Origin of the sequence: Novosphingobium sp., from assembly GCF_041915465.1 — a bacterium.
Taxonomy (GTDB): Bacteria; Pseudomonadota; Alphaproteobacteria; order Sphingomonadales; family Sphingomonadaceae; genus Novosphingobium.
In genome coordinates this window covers 1-15,609 of the sequence record NZ_JAYSBK010000006.1, presented here as the reverse complement: position 1 = coordinate 15,609, position 15,609 = coordinate 1, and the positions used below count along the sequence as shown (strand labels likewise).

Below are 15,609 nucleotides of genomic sequence, written 5' to 3'. Positions count from 1 at the left end.
TGAAACCGGATGCCCTGCGCTTAGTCCCGTTCGTCAAGGCGGGTGAACCGCACGTCCGGCGAACGGTGCTGGCCAGTCTACGCGATTGCTCTGCGTACATGACCAGCTTTAGGGGTAGCTATGACCAACGATATCGATCCGATCTGGGGACAGCCCGCATACAGCACGCAGATCGGATCGCTGCTGACTCAGTATAGCAGCGATCGCGCCGGGCGCTTCGCGACCTCGCCGGGTCTTACGGGGTTTTTGAAGGATTGGAGCGATCGTGAGAAAGCCAAGCTCACCAGCTGGATTCTTGACCATAATCGATTTGGTGATGTTCCGGTCACTCAGCCCCGTGACATGGCAACGATACGCGCACGGCGAAGCTTGGGATTCACAGAGAAGGTCGACCGGTTCCTACTGATGCTCGAGGCGGATAAGTTCCGGCCTGGCGATCTATTACCGTGGCGTGGGGGAGTCGAAACGCCTGAAACGGTTAAGGCCCGCCACCGTACGATGCTGTGGATTGAAGCGGCGACTGACAATGAATTCTATGCGTTTCGGCAGACTTTAATCGACGCGGCCATCCTCAAAAGCGATTCCGCCGAAGGAATGCCGCGGCTCGCTCCCCGCGCCTATGAGCGGCTTGATCAGCTGGCATCGGGGGCTGTGAATACCGATCAGGGCTTTGTCGCAATGTGGTTCGATGATTCGATTGCCGATGCCTACAATAGCGGTATCGAACCTGCACTGAGCGACGCTGGGTATCGCGCAATGCGCATCGATCGCAAGGAGCATAACAACAAGATCGACGATGAGATCCTAGCGGAAATCCGCCGCTCGCGCTTCGTCGTGGCAGACTTCACCTGTGGGATGATGACCGGCCAAGGCGGTGCGGTCGCAATCCCTCGCGGCGGTGTTTATTACGAAGCGGGGTTTGCACAGGGGCTTGGCATTCCCGTAATATGGTGCGTGCGGGCCGATCAGATCGGCGAGGTCCATTTCGACACCCGCCAATTCAATCACATTACCTGGTCGACACCCAATGAGTTGCGAGAAAGGCTCGCTGCTCGCATCGCAGCTTCGGTGGGTTGGGGGCGACATCTGACACGCTGACCGAGCTGTGTTAGTGACCGCCGCCATAGCGGCCGTTCGATTGCTCAAGAAAAATACTTGAAATCTGCCCCCCGTACATAGGAGCGGTGCGAGGAAGTGAGCGCTGGCTCTGGCGACATTTCGGTCGTTCCTCATGGTGATTACCAAAGGTGCCTCGACGAGCATTTACTTCTTGCCGTGGTCAGATATTGCCCTTCGTTGAAGTCAATGGGGAATAGAGTGACTACAACGGCGTCAGGGTTGGAACTCGCGGCAGATGAGTTTGCTTTTCATTTTGACAGCAATAATGGCGTGACAGCAACCGACCTAGGGCGTTTTCTGCAGCGCGCTGCGACAGTAGCCCGAGGCCAAGGTGCTGAGCTGCAGGTCGTAGGACTGCGAGATGGCAGCCTCAATGTATTGCTCAAGGCCGTAGCGAGATCTAGGTTCGCGAAAAACGCTAAGAAAGAATTTGAAAAGGCGCCGGTTGGCACAACTGCGGCAGGAGCCGCCCTTGTTGGTGCTGTGGTAAGTGCCCTCATCTTCGCAACAAGTTCGGGAAAGCCGACACCTTTGGCAAAATCGGCTGCCGATATAATCGAACAAACGACTGTCACGCAGATACAGGTGGTGACGGTTCACCAGAATGTCGTCATCATGGATATCGAAGGAGCCAAGCAAGTCCGGGCACTTGAATTTCCGTATACCGACGACGCTAAATTAGTGGCCGAAGCACCCCACCACGCGCGCTTGCCATCGCCGGAAATGCGGCGACTTTCGACCGAGATGGAGAAGGGTAACCTAACTGGCTGGATTGGGACGTTCGATGGCGAACTGCATTTCCGTCCTGACGGGTATCGATATTCGGCGCCTGTCGATTTGCGGTTCTCCAATGCGACAAGCCTTCCCGCCGGACGTTACAGGGTGAAGGGTGACCTTTTGCTGAAGGCGGGACGGCCCGATGAGTTCGTAATCCTCACAGCTGAACCCGAATAAGACGCCGGTTGGCTACTTACCGCTCTTAAGCCGACTATCGGTGATAGAAGACATTCGATCCGTTGCAGCGCCTGCGAAGCCGGTCGAAGAGTAGGGTCCTGCGAGGCGGCGAATCGCTGACATAGCCGACGTTCAGCGTTCCAAATCGGATACCAGATAGCTGCCTTTTGTTCATGTGAGCCTACTGATACCGCGAAGGCCGCGGAGCGTACTGGTGGATGTATCTCGCATTGCCAAAGACCGTGTGACCGATCATTGTATGAGGTAGGTGGGGGGCATGCTTTGAGCTTTTTATTCGACGAGGAGCTGGACAGTCTTCGCGTGGCACGCATGATTATTCATGTCGTGGGGCAGCGTGACGCCGATTTTGTTCCACAGCCGGAAATTGAGGTGCAGCAAGAGGGGTTCTTCCGCGCCCGAATCGTTTCTGAAGCTGGCGACGGTGTCCATACCTTCGCAGAGGACTCGCCGGTCAAGGCCATCCTGGAGTCAATGGCGCGCGATGAAGTCGCGTTTGAAGCGGGTGGACAGGTGCTGGCGCGGCGCTTCTGGGAGTTGCACGTCAGACAGAGCATCGCCGGCGCATTCTTCGTGATAGAGTTGCGATCCGATATCGACGGAACGCGGCTCTATGCGATGATCAAGTACGACTACCGCGAAGCAGTGGAACTGGCTGAGGCTGATGGGCGCAGCGTGTTGCGGGCGATCGTTCAGGCCTTCGTCAAGGAACGGCGCGCCATTCAGAAATTCTGCCTGGTCCGGCTGCGAGGCGGAGTGGCGGAGGCTGTCGTATCTGCTTCGGATCGGATGAAGGAAGCGCCGGATCTCACCGATTATTTCGAGCGCTATCTCGGCGTCGCGCGATCGCGCTCGAACGACGAATTGTCCGCAAAGCTCAACGAGGCCCTGCGCGGCGCGCTCGAAGACGTGAAACAGGATCTCCCGCGCGGCGATGTGGGCGGGGCAGTCGCGCGCGCCAAAGTCGCGCTACAGGGGCGTGCGACGGTCACGAACGACGACGTTGTCGACGCGGTGTTCCATGCCGCCGATCGCCCTGACGACGAGACGGTGCGAGCGCGCCTTGAGACTGCCACCCGCCGGCGGCTGCGAAAGCAAAATTTGCAGGATGTCGAGTTTCGTCCCAACCGCCGGACGCTGCAGGTCCAACCCCGGCGCGTCGTCAGGACTGCCGAAGAAGTCCGGCTCGAGTTCCCCGCCGAAGAGCTAGGCAACACCGTGATCCGTCAGGACACTCCCGACGGCGTCGTTTTCACGATCCGACCAAGCCGGCTGATCGAAGATGGCACCCTCCCAGATCGCACTCGCTGACGCGCTCAACGCGCTGGTCGACGCGGGGCGGGTCGTCGTCACCGAATCGCGCGCAACCCTGGCGGTCAATCAGCTCAACGGGATCGAAGCCGAGTCTATCGTCAACCTGCTCGAAGCCGATGGCTGGCACGACGTCGCAGCTGGCGACGCTGGCGGAGAGATACCGCGCAACCTGCTGGCCGGCAGCGGCGAGGGCGTGCGGGTCACTGCCGTGCGCATGCCGCTGCCCGACGGCGTCGATGCCGTCCTCACCAAATCAGGCTTCGGGGCGCTACTCGACCGCCCTACCTCGACCCCGGTGGTCTGGGTTCACGGCTTGCAGGCCCCCCTCGAAACCTGGTCGGTGCGATACGCGCCCTGGGCAAGCGAAGAGCCGTTCGTTGCGCTCGATGCGCCGGCAAATCCTGCCCGGGTCGTAAGGGTTCTTGGGCCGGGCGGCCCCGGCGAGCAGCTTGGCCGATGGCTGCTGCGAGCGGCCGATGCCAGTGCCGAGGCCCCAGCCATGGCACCATGGAAAGAGCGCGCGGCGAAGCGGCTGCTCGCGTCGTTGGCACAGGAGATCGAGCCCGACGGAAGGCTGCTGTTTCGCGGCCCGCCGCCGACACGCTTTTCCCCCACGCACGGGGACATTGATCAAGCCTCATTTGCGGCGCTTCAGGCTGCGACAGGCTGGGTGTACGAAAACAGTCGCGAACTCGACAATCGCCACGGCCTCGTCGCGGCCGAAGTGGCGCGGACATCGCTGCGCGACGGCATCTTGCGCGATCTCGCCGCCACCTTGCCGGCCGCGCTCGAAGGCGCCCGGATCGCCTACAATTTCGGGGTCACCCAGCAGAGCAAGGACACCCTGAAGGCACTCGGCGACCTGCGCAAAACGGTGTCCGACGACGCCGCCAAGCTGTCGGAAACGACTCGGTCGCTGGGCACGGCGGTCGTCGGCGCGGTGTTTGGCAACATCGGACTTATTGTTGCGCGGCTAACGCTGCCGGCGAACGGTGTTTTCATCGGCCCGGCGGCGATCCTTATCGGCGTGGTTTTGGCGATCTATGTTGGCGCCGTTGTCGCCAGCGGAGCACACTACATCGACATCCAGCGCGGCCTGCGAAGTGACTGGCGGACTAGGCTTTATCGTTTCCTCGGCGACGACGAATACAAGATGATGGTGACTCTGCCCGCAGAACGGGCCGAGCGCGCGTTCTGGACGACGGCGATTGTCGGAGCCGTGATGACAGTGCTTCTCTTGGTCGCCGTCTATTTCATCGCGGCTGCGCCGCCCGTGCCCGTCAAGAAGTCCGATGGCACGCCTTCGCCCGCGGCGGCTGCGACCTTGGATGCCGTCACCGAGGGAGCGACCGCCTCGCCCGCGTCTCACACTAAGTCCGCCGTGCCGCCCTCAGCATCACCGGTTACCTCCACTGCGCCGTCCGGATCAGGCGCAGCGACAGATGGCGCCAAGGGGCAGAATTGATCCGGCAAGCTATTCAGCGCGAAATGTTGTGATGATGGAACGAGAAAGCACATCGGGAAAAGCGTTTGTGCGCCATCGCCCATCTGACCCCATCGGCGACCGGCGACCTGTCGAGCGCCAAGGGGATCACGGCTCTGGCGCGCGACACGCAACATCGACCAATGGGGCGAGGTTTACTACTGGGATGGCCGCAGCCTCTACTCGGCTTGGAACGGCAAGCCCGCAGATTTCGATCTGGCTGACTGAGCGGTCGCTGGCCGCTTGCCGCCCAGCCGGATTGTCGTGCGTCAGAGGGTGGTTGTGTGTAGGTCTGCGCCATGCCGACGCAAAGCCACCAGAGTCCGATCATGGCCGCCCTCGAAAAGTTCGAGGCGACCGAGGCCAATCTGGTGAAACTCGAACGGCTCTGGAAGGAGCTCGAGGAGCTGACGCCCACCTCGATCCAGTTCGGCGGGTCGGACGAGCACGAGGACCGCGCCCGCTCCTATGCCGAGATTCTCCGCGCCCTCCCGGCCATCGATGGCTGGCGCCCCGACACCCAACCGATGACTCTCGACGAGGTCGCCCAGAATCGGCTCGATGCGATGGAACTGGGCGAGCCGCACATTTCAGCCTCGGTTGAAGCCGAGCTGGCGAAGCCCGGGCGCGAGCTGCGCGAATATCGCTTCCGACTGAACCAGAAGCGGCGCGCCTTGATCCGGGACGCCCTGGTCAGCCTGATCGATACGATCGATGAGGATGTCCGCGGTCTCAAGGCCTTTGCAGAAAGCTCCGAGCCTCTAGCGCCGCCGCCGACCGAGGACTGGGCGGTGCTTCTTGGTCACGTCCGGGAAATCGAGGTTTTGCTTGGGTCGAGCGTCCCCAAGCCGCCGCGTTGGGGCGATATGCTGCGGCATATCAAGTTTGCCGAACTCGGCGACTTGGACGACATCGACACGATGGATTGGCCGTCAGTCAAGAAAGGGCTGCGCAAAGACCTCTACGGCGAAAACGAGCCGCTACCCGTCGAGGTCGATGACCTAGGTGTCCTCGTCGCGGCCCGTCCGGGCGGCTCAGTCACGACCGAGCTTGCCTGGTCGAACCTCAACGACGACGGCTTCGAACGCCTGATCTTCTCCCTGATCAGCAACGAGCTGGGATACGAGAATCCTGAGTGGTTGATGCGCACTCGCGCTGCGGACCGCGGGCGCGATCTCTCCGTCACCCGCGTGACAGTGGATGGACTGTCGGGCACCCGCCGTCAGCGCGTGGTAATCCAATGCAAACACTGGCTGAGCAAAAGCGTCACTCTGACCGATGCGTCCGGAGCGCGCGACCAGATGGCGCTCTGGCCGAACCCGCCCGTCGATGTTCTGATCATCACCACTAGCGGCCGCTTCACCTCGGACGCGGTCGCCTGGATCGAGCAGCACAATCAGACCGGTATCCGGCCCAATATCGAGATGTGGCCGGAAAGCCACCTCGAACGCGTGCTTGCGTCGAGGCCGGCGCTCATCGCGGAAGCCAAGCTTCGCTAAGCCGAAGCCGGCCGTGGGCCTGGTTCGAGCCCGACGAGTCTCCGCCATTCGATGAGGACGTGGGCTGGATCGATCTGGAGCGCGTGCGGGGGGCAAGGCTGGAAGACCTCCGCCAGGTGCCGAAGCCGGACTGGATGCGATAGCGTCACGGCGGAGCGAGAACGCTTAGCTTTCTTCCTTGATGAAATCAGGGATCGTCACGGGGTTCTGGCGAAGGATGAGGTGGACGACCCCCTCGGTCATTCCGCGTTGAAGGGCTGCGTCGAAATGGGCGATGCTGCGAGTGATCTCAGGCGCCCGCAACTGCGTCCGCCAGTTGGTTGGCTCATCGACGGGCTTTTCCCAGGCAAGCAGTGCGACAAGCGCGCGGTGCGCAAATTCGATGCCCTCGGCTCCCACCGTGAAGCTTTGACGGATACGGGTGGGCGAATGGGTTTCCGAAGATTCGAGGTCCCATGTGGCGAAGAGCTGGGTGGTTTCGGGGTGAAGGTCGGTTCGGAGCTCGCCATCCTTGATGGTGAAATGCACGCCGGTCACGCGCATCTGCCACGTCTCTTCATAGCCATCTTCGGTCGGGCGAGTTTCGATCAACTCCTCCTTAGCTATGTCTAAATGCAGGCCAGACCCTTGCGCCAGTTTGAAGGCGACATCGCCGGCGAGGATGCCGAGAAGATTCTGCCGCATCGCCTCGCCGTGAGCGAGGTTGAAGTTCTTCTTGGCGAGCGCGAAATGGCGGACGTCCACCAGCGTCCACAGCGAATGGTGCTTCCATGCGATAAGCAGCGGCAGCCCCATCTTGTCCGCGTAGCTCAGGAGGCGCGCATAATAATCGGACTTGAGAGACAGCGTGCGATCGTTGCAGCGCTTCACCTCGATCAGAAACGGCCCTCCCGCCTCGAAAACCGCGAGGATGTCTGGAACTTGGAACTCAAATCGCGATCGGGCCGGTATCTGGTGCTGGTCGAGCTTGTGCAGAAGCCGCGTCCGCCCGAGCCAGGCGCAGATCGCGGCGAACTCGTCCTCGGCGGGGAGGCCATGGTTGAGTTTGCGGACGCGACGCGCAACGTCTGCGGCATCGGCGTCATAACCCGCCTCGGCAAGAACCTCCTGGATCAGGCGTTCGATATCGGGGGGTGTATCGGTCATGGGATCGGGTGGATGCCGGCCGCCCGCAGGACGTGATTCACCTCGCGGACGCAGCCGCGTCGCATGTCGTCCAGTTCGTGCGCGAGTCGGTGATCGCGGAAGTCGAGGAAGTTGTAGACTCGACGAATCTGGCCTTCATTAAGGCCCTGAGTTAGCCGGCTCCTGAACTCGCGGAGCCGCTTGTCGACTTCGCCCATCGCATCGCGCCAGCCTGAATTGCGGATCTCGCGCCAGCCGCCGATCGATTTGCGGATGACGTGCCGGGATTGCCGGTCGAGCAGTTCGCCGGTGCGCAGCGCGCGCTGCGTATCGCTTAGCGCCGCTAGAAACTCGTCGGTCGTTTCGCAGTGGAGCGGAACCTCGAAGGCCGGACGGTGAAAGGCGGTCGCGATGACCTGGAGAATCATCTCATCGAGGTCGCGCGCGTTGCGCACCTGAATGACGTCGCGATAGTACCATTGCTGGAGAGGCGGGAAGCTGTTGAGGTAGGAGATGCACTCGTCCCAGGACCAGACCATCGCCGTTCGGTCGTGCCCCGCCGCGGCCCAATCCTTGTTGAGCTCCTCGACAAAACCCTGAACCTTGGTGTCTCGCCGAGCGGTCGTCGCGAGAATCCAGAGCGATAGCGACGGCGAGAAAGCCAGCGATTCATCCGCAGCGTCGCGCAGGAACTTCCGGTTGACCGGACCACCTGGATATGGATTGCCGTTCTCGTCCAGGTCAGCGAGCCGCTTGCACTGGATGCCGATCATTCCGTAGCGCCGCGACTTGCCATAGACGTCGACGCCGTCCTGCGCCTGGCCGGGACGGCCATATTGCTGGGCGTTGGCGATGTCGTAAACCTCACGCAGCATACCTGCCGCGAGCTCCTCGAACTGCTGCCAGTAGAGCGGCGGCTGAAAGAACTGCGAAACCGTGCTCATCAATCTTCTCCCTTGCGGCCTCTCAGCCAATCTACCCGAGCCCCTCTTTCGGCGACCAGGTCACGATGTCGATCGGTCCCGGCCGAAACGGATGACGCAACAGCGCTAGACCGTCCCGGAACAGCGCAAAGTCATAGCCGGGGCGCTCGATCGTGCGCCGTAATTCTCTGCCGCCTTCGAGGTCGAAGCCTATCGGCTCAAGCGTGGGGAGCTCGAGTGGAACCCGTCGGGTGTCCCCTGCTCGGATCATGCCTGTCAGCCCGTCCAGAAAACTTAGGCCTGCCTTCTCTTCGATGACGAACCAGCCATAGTCCCCGCCCAGGTATCGTCGAAGAACTTCGCGGCGAATACTGGGCCGCCAGAATGTCGGGTCTTCCCAATAAATATCCCCGAACAGGTGCCGCAGCCAGGAAGGCCAGATCGACACCTCCACGCCGAGGAAGGTCAGTCCCCCATAGCGGAACCGCAGGAAGCGCGCGGGCGCCAGGTCTTCGGGGACCTCTGCGGCGCCGATCAGCCAGTCGATCCAGTCCACGACCTTGCCCGCGCCCATAAGCAGGAAGTTAGACCGGTGGGCGAAGAGTTCGATCGGCCCGCCGTCATCCGGGCGTCTGCCAGCCGGGCCGGCGGTTTTGGATGGAGGAGAAACCGGCGGCTTCTTCGCCTTAGGGATTCGCGTTTCCGCGACGCTGAGGAAGGCGCCGACCGAACCCGGCTGCGACCCGAATGCGATCGAATAGCCATGGATGACGTGTCCGAACGGCGAGGGGGTGTCGACATGGGGTTTGACCTGCCGGGCGTATTTTCGCCGTGCTGCGGCGGCAACCGACTTGCCGGTCGCCGAAGCCGCGAACGATCCGTGTGCCTCGGCGAGGACAACGCCGAGGCCCGACGCGTTGCCGCCATCGTAGAGAAAATCCGCATGCGGATCGAGCGCGTCCGAGAGGCAGGCGGCATTCGCCCGCCAGACATAGCCCAATGCATTCATGTAAAGGTCGGTGATGCCCGCGCCGCAACGTGCTGCGATCAGCGTGCGTTCGGTATCGGCAAGATCGCTAAAATCTTCGGTCAACTCGAAGGCGGTATTGTTCGATACGAGACATTCGAGTTGGGCAAGAGCGCTACGCTGAAGTCCGCTGAGGAGGCGCGGTCGGCCAGGACGGGTCGTCGCGGTTCGTGCGACGGCAGCGGCGAGTGCGACGGGTCCGAATGTCAGCCTGGCAGCGGGAGCTGGCGCGGCAAACGTCGGCGACACAGGACTCGGGACATGGTGATGTCGCGTGTGAGTGGTCAAAGCGACCGTGACATCCGTTTCCCAGACTTCATCTGTCATGATCAGCGTCGCCATCTGCTCCTCCACAGTTTCCCGTGTGGCTTGAGCTCTGGTCAAAGTCTAACTCAGATTTTAATCCTAGAATCTATCCTCCTACGTCAGCCGCTATTCAGCACGACTTGCTTGCAGATGAGGCTGAGCATCAATGGTGCCTATAGCTGTGGGGGTATCGTCGCATTATTCCAAATATGGATCAAATTGCGTCCTCGGTTTGGCCGCGTGCTCATGAACTATCATTGCCGGCTAGGCGAACGGACATGCTATTCTTTTCGAATCGTAGGGGGGATTTGGCGATGTCGCTTAACCGGGCGAATGTCCGCTTACCGCAATTGCCAGTCTAATTCCGGACAGTCGCCAAGGTCCCTAATCCCGGTCATTCGAACCCCAAGACTCGTCGCTGCTCTTCCCAGTCCAGCGGCAGATCGCCTGCAAGCAAGCGGCTCTCGTCGAGCCCTGTTGGTACTTTCCCGCGGAGGAGCGTCTTCTGGATATCGGGTGCGAGGAGCGCGACCGGAAACCGCTGCCGCACCCAAGCGGTGTCAGGCGCGCGCATCTCGCCGTGCAGCTCTGGCTCCAGTGGCGAGGCATTGAGGCTGGCCAGCTCGCGATGCGCCAATTGGATCAATTCGGCGACGACAGCAGCATCGGCAGCACCGTTCTGCGGTTTTGGCGGCTGCACTGAACGCCCCCTTCGAACGGGCTTGGCGTTAACGGCCAGCACCATGTGGTGACCATCGATCGCCGCCTCCGGATCAATCTCCCTGGCACGGTCCAGCATGGAGCGGCGCGAATGCCGATCTTCCGGCAAGGTATTCAAATCGAGCGTGAGCACTACCCTGTGCTCGCTCCAAACGGCGCGATCTACTGGTTCGAACAGGTCTTCCGCGATGGCGGACGAAGGCAGCATTGCGCTCAGCGCGGTTCCAATCACCCGCTCGATATGCGTCGCCGAGGCGCGTGAGCCACCCTTGTTGCCGCTACCTGCGGCCTTGCCCTGGGGGAGCAGCGTCTCGCTGACATAGTAGCGATAGATCTTGCACCCACGTCCATGTCCGAACGTCGGACGCATCGGCAGGCCTTGGGCATCGAACACCTTGCCCTGCAGCGGACACCCGGCCGCCCGGGTCTTACGGACAACCCTCGCATGGGTGTTGGCAGCGAGCTTTTCCTGCACCGCCTTGAACAGTTTGGCGGGCACGATCGCCTCGTGGTCACCTTTGTGGCTTTTGCCCTTGTGAACGACTTCGCCGAGGTAGATTCGGTTCTTGAGGATGTGGGCAATGCCGCCAAGGTGGAAACGCTGCCCGCCCTTCGCGAGCCCCGCCCGCGAAGTCCATTGCTTCGAGCGAATACCGTCGCGTTCCAGTTCCTGGGCCAATGCCGAGAGCGACCCCAGTTCAAGATAACGCGTGAACATGTGCCGGACCTGCTCGGCTTCGACCGGGTTCGGGAGCAGGATTCGCTCGCCCAGATCGTATCCCAAGGGGATGTTTCCGCCCATCCAGATCCCGCGGGCCTTGGATGCGGCGATCTTGTCGCGAATCCGCTCGGCGGTGACCTCGCGCTCGAATTGGGCAAATGAGAGCAGGACGTTGAGGGTCAGGCGCCCCATGGAGTTCGTGGTGTTGAACGCCTGTGTCACGCTGACAAAGGAGGTTTCATGCTTGTCGAAGGTCTCGACGATCCGAGCAAAATCCATCAAGCTGCGGGTCAGTCTGTCGACCTTGTAGACCACGACAATGTCGATCCGGCCGCGCTTGATTTCTTCCATCAGGGTCTTGAGGGCGGGGCGCTCCATGTTGCCGCCTGACCAGCCTCCATCGTCATAATGTTCAGGCAGGCATTCCCAGCCTTCGCCAGCCTGGCTCGCGATGTAGGCCTCGCATGCCGCACGCTGGGCGTCGAGGGTGTTGAAGGCCTGGTCGAGACCTTCCTCGGTGGACTTGCGGGTGTAGATCGCGCAGCGAAAGCGGGTCTTCTCTTTCGTCATCGCGCGTTCGCCTGCCGGAGCCCAAAGAACCGCGGTCCGTTCCAGCGCATCCCGGTAATATGGCGCGCGACCTCGGAGAGGCTGCGAAATTTGCGCTGTTCGAACAGCACCCCATCTTCGAGCACTATCACCTCATAGCGCCTTCCTTCCCATTCGCGGGCCAAACGCTCGCCGGGCGCAGCACTCGGCCTGACAGGATTGGGTCCATTCTCCAAGAGGCGCCGGGTTGGCGCATCGAACCCACCATGGATATCAGCCTGAATCCGCCAGGCGAGCACCCGGCGAAGCAGGTCGGCCGAGCGGTGGCGGGGAGCAGCGCCGTAGCGCCGCTCCCACTCGGTTCGGAGCTCGGCGAGGGACATCGCCGCGAGCGCGGCAACGTCGTCACGAACCCTGGCCTTGGCCTTCCTCACTTGGGAGCTCCGGCGATTGACCAGATGGTGGTGTTACCTTCGATCCCGCGCTTGATCTCATAACCACGCCTCTTGAGCCCGGTCAGGCTGGCGCGCACGGTGTGGGGCTGCCAGCCGGTCGCTTCGGTCATGTCCTCGAGGCTGGCGCCGCTACCGGTCTGGAGCAGGGCCAGCAGGCGATCGAGCTTGGTATGCTCGCGCGGCTTGCGGATATCGGTCATGGGGGGCATCTCCTTGCAATGGGAACGGCCCGATGCCGTCCCACCACCCAAAGCCCCGCACCTTGGCTAGGTCGGGGCTGGCAGCAGGCGCGCTGCGCTGGCTGCTGGTCACGGCGATGACCAATGCTTGGTGCGCCGGAGAAGTCGAATGCAAAGTTCGGGGTGGGCCAAGTTTCCTGAAGTTGCATCTGGACTTTGCCGTGCAAACCGGGCTTGCTGGCTCCCATGATCCTGGACGACGAGGACCTTGCGCAAATCCCGCACCGCCTGTTCGCCATGGCTGGCAGGCGGCTTGAAGGATCCGTCCGAATTGCAGGAACGGGCGAAAGCCGCGAGCAGGGCCAGCAAGCACTACAAGCGCTCGCTGGCGAGCTCTACGATTGCGGTCAGGACCTTATGACCATCGCGGATGCGATCGTTGCAGTAACGATGGCAAGGACGGCCCCGTGACCCGCCGCCTCGGTCTATCCAAGACCCGCATCGCCATGTTCGAACAATGTCCGAAGCGGCTGTGGTTGTCGGTCTGGCGGCCGGAACTTGCTCAGGAAGACGCCGGCATGCGCTCTGCGTTTGCCGCAGGCCATGAAGTTGGCGCAGCCGCCTGCCGACAGCACCCGGACGGCGTGATGATAGATGCTGATCACGGCTTCGCGGCAGCCGCAGAAGTTACCGCCAGGCTGCTGGCGTCTGGAAGCAAGCGCCCGCTGTTCGAAGCAACTTTTGCGCATGAAGGCGTCCTCATTCGCGCCGATATCATGGAGCCGCGTGGTGGCGGCTGGCACCTGGCCGAAGTCAAGAACACCACCGGGGTCAAGGCCTACCATCTTGGCGACATTGCCACGCAGCTCTGGGTCATGCGCGGGGCGGGCGTCGATGTTCGCTCCGCGGCGGTGCGCCATATCGATACCGCATTCACGCTGCAGCGCGAAGGCGACTACGCGGGCCTCTTCCGCGACAGCGAAGTCATGGCCTTAGTTGAACCCTTGGCAGAAAGCCGCGGCGAACTGGTCGCCGAGGCTCGCGCAGTGCTGGATGGAGCTGAGCCGATCCGTGAGCCTGGCGGCCACTGCAGCGAGCCGTTCACTTGCTCGTTCCAGGCCTATTGCGGCCGGCATCTGCCGCCTCCGCCGCGCTGGCCAGTCACCCTGCTCCCCGGCGCCGCGGGCAAGAACGTCGCAAGAGCGCTGCTGGAGCAAGGTTTGGCATGCCTTAGCGAGGTGCCCGAAGGCGCCATAACAGGGGCAACGCTCGCACGGGTTCACTCGGCGACGCTTACCGGGACGCCATACCTCGAGCGTGAAGCCATCCGGCAGGAAACCTCAGCCTGGGCTTATCCGCACACCTTTCTGGATTTTGAAGCGATCCAGTTCGCCGTGCCGCGCTGGATCGGAACGAAGCCCTACGCTCAGATCCCGTTCCAGTTTTCCGCGCATATCCGGGAAGAGGACGGCTCGCTGACCCACGCGGAGTTTCTGTCGATTGATGGAAGCGATCCGCGCCGACACTGCGCCGAGGCGCTGACCCGGCTGCCCGCGCAAGGCGCGGTGATCGCCTGGAGCATGTCGTTTGAGCGTGGGCGCTTGCTAGACCTTGCCGCAGCCTTCCCCGATCTCGCCCCCGCGCTCGAAAGCCTCGCGGCGCGCCTCGTCGATCTGCTCCCGGTGGTGCGCCGCCACTATTACCACCGCGATATGCGGGGCAGTTGGTCGATCAAGGCTGTGCTGCCAACGCTCGGGGCGATCGGGTACGATGACCTGGCCGAAGTCAAATCCGGAACCGACGCGCAGGCTGGCTACCTTGAGGCAATCGACCCCGCGACCACGCCCGAGAGGGCCGAACTGCTACGCGATGCGCTGCTTGGCTATTGCAAGCGCGATACCGAAGCGATGATCGCGGTGCTCGATGCGCTCACTGGTCGAGGCGAACCAACCGGGGGCGCAGGCTGTTGACGAACTGGTTGGCGGCGCGCGCCAGCCATTGGCGCTGCGCCGCCTCGGCATTGGCATCCCATGGGAGCGGTGCTGGCGCAGTGATGGCCAACATCGGCCGGCCGCTATCCTCACTCCATTCGGGAGCGGGAAGTCCCGCTGCGATAAACTCGGCCGCAATAGCATCCTGCTGCTCGATCAAGCTATCATGGACTGCCCGGCCTTCCGCGTCGCTGAAGCGCAGGAATGCTCCCATGTTGGCGCCTGGAGCAGAGCGATAGAGGGTGACATAGGCGGGCCCCGGCAAAGGCAGCCGCATCCAGTTATTGCCGCCGTAGCGCGGCGGCATCTGTGCCGGATCATCGAAGCTCACTTCATTGACGAATGCATCAACGAAAGCACGCCAGGTAACCTGGCTTGCCGATGGTCCGCTTGGCGAGCGTGATGCCCGCCCGGACGGAGAACTATCCCCCCCATCGACCTCACTCTCCACCACAATTCCAGGTATGTCGCTGCGGATCACGAACCGGTCGATGGTTGCGGTCCGGGCAAGCAGTCTGGGCTGAACGATCCGCCGCTCGGTGCTGGTCAGTGGGTCCGTGAAGCGATATTCAGCAATCTCGACCATTGCGAGGTCGAACGCGAGGCCGGCCTGCGCCGAGAGGTACTCACCGATCCGTTGTGCGCCTTCGGTAATTCCATCGCCCGCAATCACCAGCAGGAAGCGCCCGGCGGCTAAGTCCCGGCTGACCCGGTCAACAAACTGCGCTTCGCCCAGCATGCTGCCTGCGGCCGCTGCCAGATCGTGGAGGACATTTCCGCGCCGCCCGGTCCGCGCCGAGACAACGCGCTGGAGATCCTCATATCCGTACCGGGCCAGTTCCCTGGCATAGTCGAGGACTTGTCCCACCACCTCGCGCCGGGCTTGCGGGTTACGCCACAGCTTGCACTCAACCACGATAAGTCGGCCATGTTCGCTGACCAGCAAGACGTCGATGAACCCGGCGCCTGGCAGATTGACTTCGATTGCAACCGGGAGGACCTGGCCGATCTCCGGCTCGAGCTCAGCCAAGGGAAGGATTTCTGGATGGGCAAAGATCAGATCGCGTAACACTTGTTCGCGGCCGGCGCGGCCTTCTGGCACCCGCGTCACCACTGCGGCGCCGCCCGCTCCGGTATCATTATCATCATTCAGCAATACAAGGGTCATGGAACGAACTTTCCGTCTGTTCGAGGGAAGCGAGCCAATGCTTGCTTCAAACACGAAG

General features: G+C 62.1%; 13 protein-coding genes and 1 pseudogene. 7 read left to right on the top strand and 7 right to left on the bottom strand.

Annotation, left to right across the window (positions count from 1 at the left end):
• The first annotated feature begins 120 nt into the window (after positions 1 to 120).
• The 5 genes from ACE3SN_RS02335 to ACE3SN_RS02315 all read left to right on the top strand — a co-directional run bounded on the left by ACE3SN_RS02335 (position 121) and on the right by ACE3SN_RS02315 (position 6,387).
• Positions 121 to 1,098, top strand: a complete 978-nt coding sequence (locus ACE3SN_RS02335) for a hypothetical protein (RefSeq protein ID WP_374527133.1) — start codon at positions 121 to 123, stop codon at positions 1,096 to 1,098.
• 219 nt (positions 1,099 to 1,317) lie between these two features.
• Positions 1,318 to 2,073, top strand: a complete 756-nt coding sequence (locus ACE3SN_RS02330; protein ID WP_374527132.1) for a hypothetical protein — start codon at positions 1,318 to 1,320, stop codon at positions 2,071 to 2,073.
• 282 nt (positions 2,074 to 2,355) lie between these two features.
• On the top strand, positions 2,356 to 3,402 hold the full coding sequence (locus tag ACE3SN_RS02325) for a hypothetical protein (protein WP_374527131.1): 1,047 nt from the start codon (positions 2,356 to 2,358) through the stop codon (positions 3,400 to 3,402).
• Positions 3,374 to 4,870, top strand: coding sequence for a hypothetical protein (locus ACE3SN_RS02320; protein WP_374527130.1), 1,497 nt, complete (start codon positions 3,374 to 3,376; stop codon positions 4,868 to 4,870). Before ACE3SN_RS02325 ends, ACE3SN_RS02320 begins: the two co-directional genes overlap by 29 nt.
• A gap of 347 nt (positions 4,871 to 5,217) precedes the next feature.
• The gene (locus ACE3SN_RS02315; protein ID WP_374527129.1) at positions 5,218 to 6,387 is read left to right on the top strand and encodes a restriction endonuclease; all 1,170 of its coding nucleotides are present in this window, start codon (positions 5,218 to 5,220) and stop codon (positions 6,385 to 6,387) included.
• A gap of 165 nt (positions 6,388 to 6,552) precedes the next feature.
• Here ACE3SN_RS02315 and ACE3SN_RS02310 read toward each other — a convergent pair whose 3' ends face one another.
• From ACE3SN_RS02310 to ACE3SN_RS02285, 6 genes are all read right to left on the bottom strand, one after another.
• Positions 6,553 to 7,533, bottom strand: a complete 981-nt coding sequence (locus ACE3SN_RS02310) for a hypothetical protein (protein WP_374527128.1) — start codon at positions 7,531 to 7,533, stop codon at positions 6,553 to 6,555.
• The gene (locus tag ACE3SN_RS02305) at positions 7,530 to 8,456 is read right to left on the bottom strand and encodes a hypothetical protein (protein WP_374527127.1); all 927 of its coding nucleotides are present in this window, start codon (positions 8,454 to 8,456) and stop codon (positions 7,530 to 7,532) included. The genes ACE3SN_RS02310 and ACE3SN_RS02305 overlap by 4 nt, the downstream gene beginning before the upstream one ends.
• Before the next feature lie 31 nt (positions 8,457 to 8,487).
• Positions 8,488 to 9,804, bottom strand: coding sequence for a hypothetical protein (locus ACE3SN_RS02300; protein ID WP_374527126.1), 1,317 nt, complete (start codon positions 9,802 to 9,804; stop codon positions 8,488 to 8,490).
• A 358-nt stretch (positions 9,805 to 10,162) separates the two neighbouring features.
• Positions 10,163 to 11,779, bottom strand: a complete 1,617-nt coding sequence (locus ACE3SN_RS02295; protein ID WP_374527125.1) for a recombinase family protein — start codon at positions 11,777 to 11,779, stop codon at positions 10,163 to 10,165.
• Positions 11,776 to 12,192 (bottom strand): DUF2924 domain-containing protein, encoded by a 417-nt coding sequence (locus ACE3SN_RS02290; RefSeq protein ID WP_374527124.1) that lies wholly within the window; start codon positions 12,190 to 12,192, stop codon positions 11,776 to 11,778. Before ACE3SN_RS02290 ends, ACE3SN_RS02295 begins: the two co-directional genes overlap by 4 nt.
• Entirely contained in the window at positions 12,189 to 12,413 is a 225-nt protein-coding gene (locus ACE3SN_RS02285; protein WP_374527123.1) for a DUF3489 domain-containing protein, read from the bottom strand. Before ACE3SN_RS02285 ends, ACE3SN_RS02290 begins: the two co-directional genes overlap by 4 nt.
• Before the next feature lie 225 nt (positions 12,414 to 12,638).
• Here ACE3SN_RS02285 and ACE3SN_RS02280 point away from each other — a divergent pair, with 225 nt between their 5' ends.
• Both ACE3SN_RS02280 and ACE3SN_RS02275 read left to right on the top strand, forming a co-directional pair.
• Complete coding sequence (locus ACE3SN_RS02280; protein WP_374527122.1) at positions 12,639 to 12,863, top strand: hypothetical protein; 225 nt, start codon at positions 12,639 to 12,641, stop codon at positions 12,861 to 12,863.
• Positions 12,860 to 14,362: a DUF2779 domain-containing protein gene (locus ACE3SN_RS02275; protein ID WP_374527121.1), complete on the top strand. Its 1,503-nt coding sequence runs from the start codon at positions 12,860 to 12,862 to the stop codon at positions 14,360 to 14,362. The genes ACE3SN_RS02280 and ACE3SN_RS02275 overlap by 4 nt, the downstream gene beginning before the upstream one ends.
• Here the strand turns inward: ACE3SN_RS02275 and ACE3SN_RS02270 are convergent.
• A pseudogene (locus ACE3SN_RS02270) lies at positions 14,322 to 15,609 on the bottom strand (hypothetical protein); the annotation flags it as partial. The gene ACE3SN_RS02275 and the pseudogene ACE3SN_RS02270 overlap by 41 nt on opposite strands.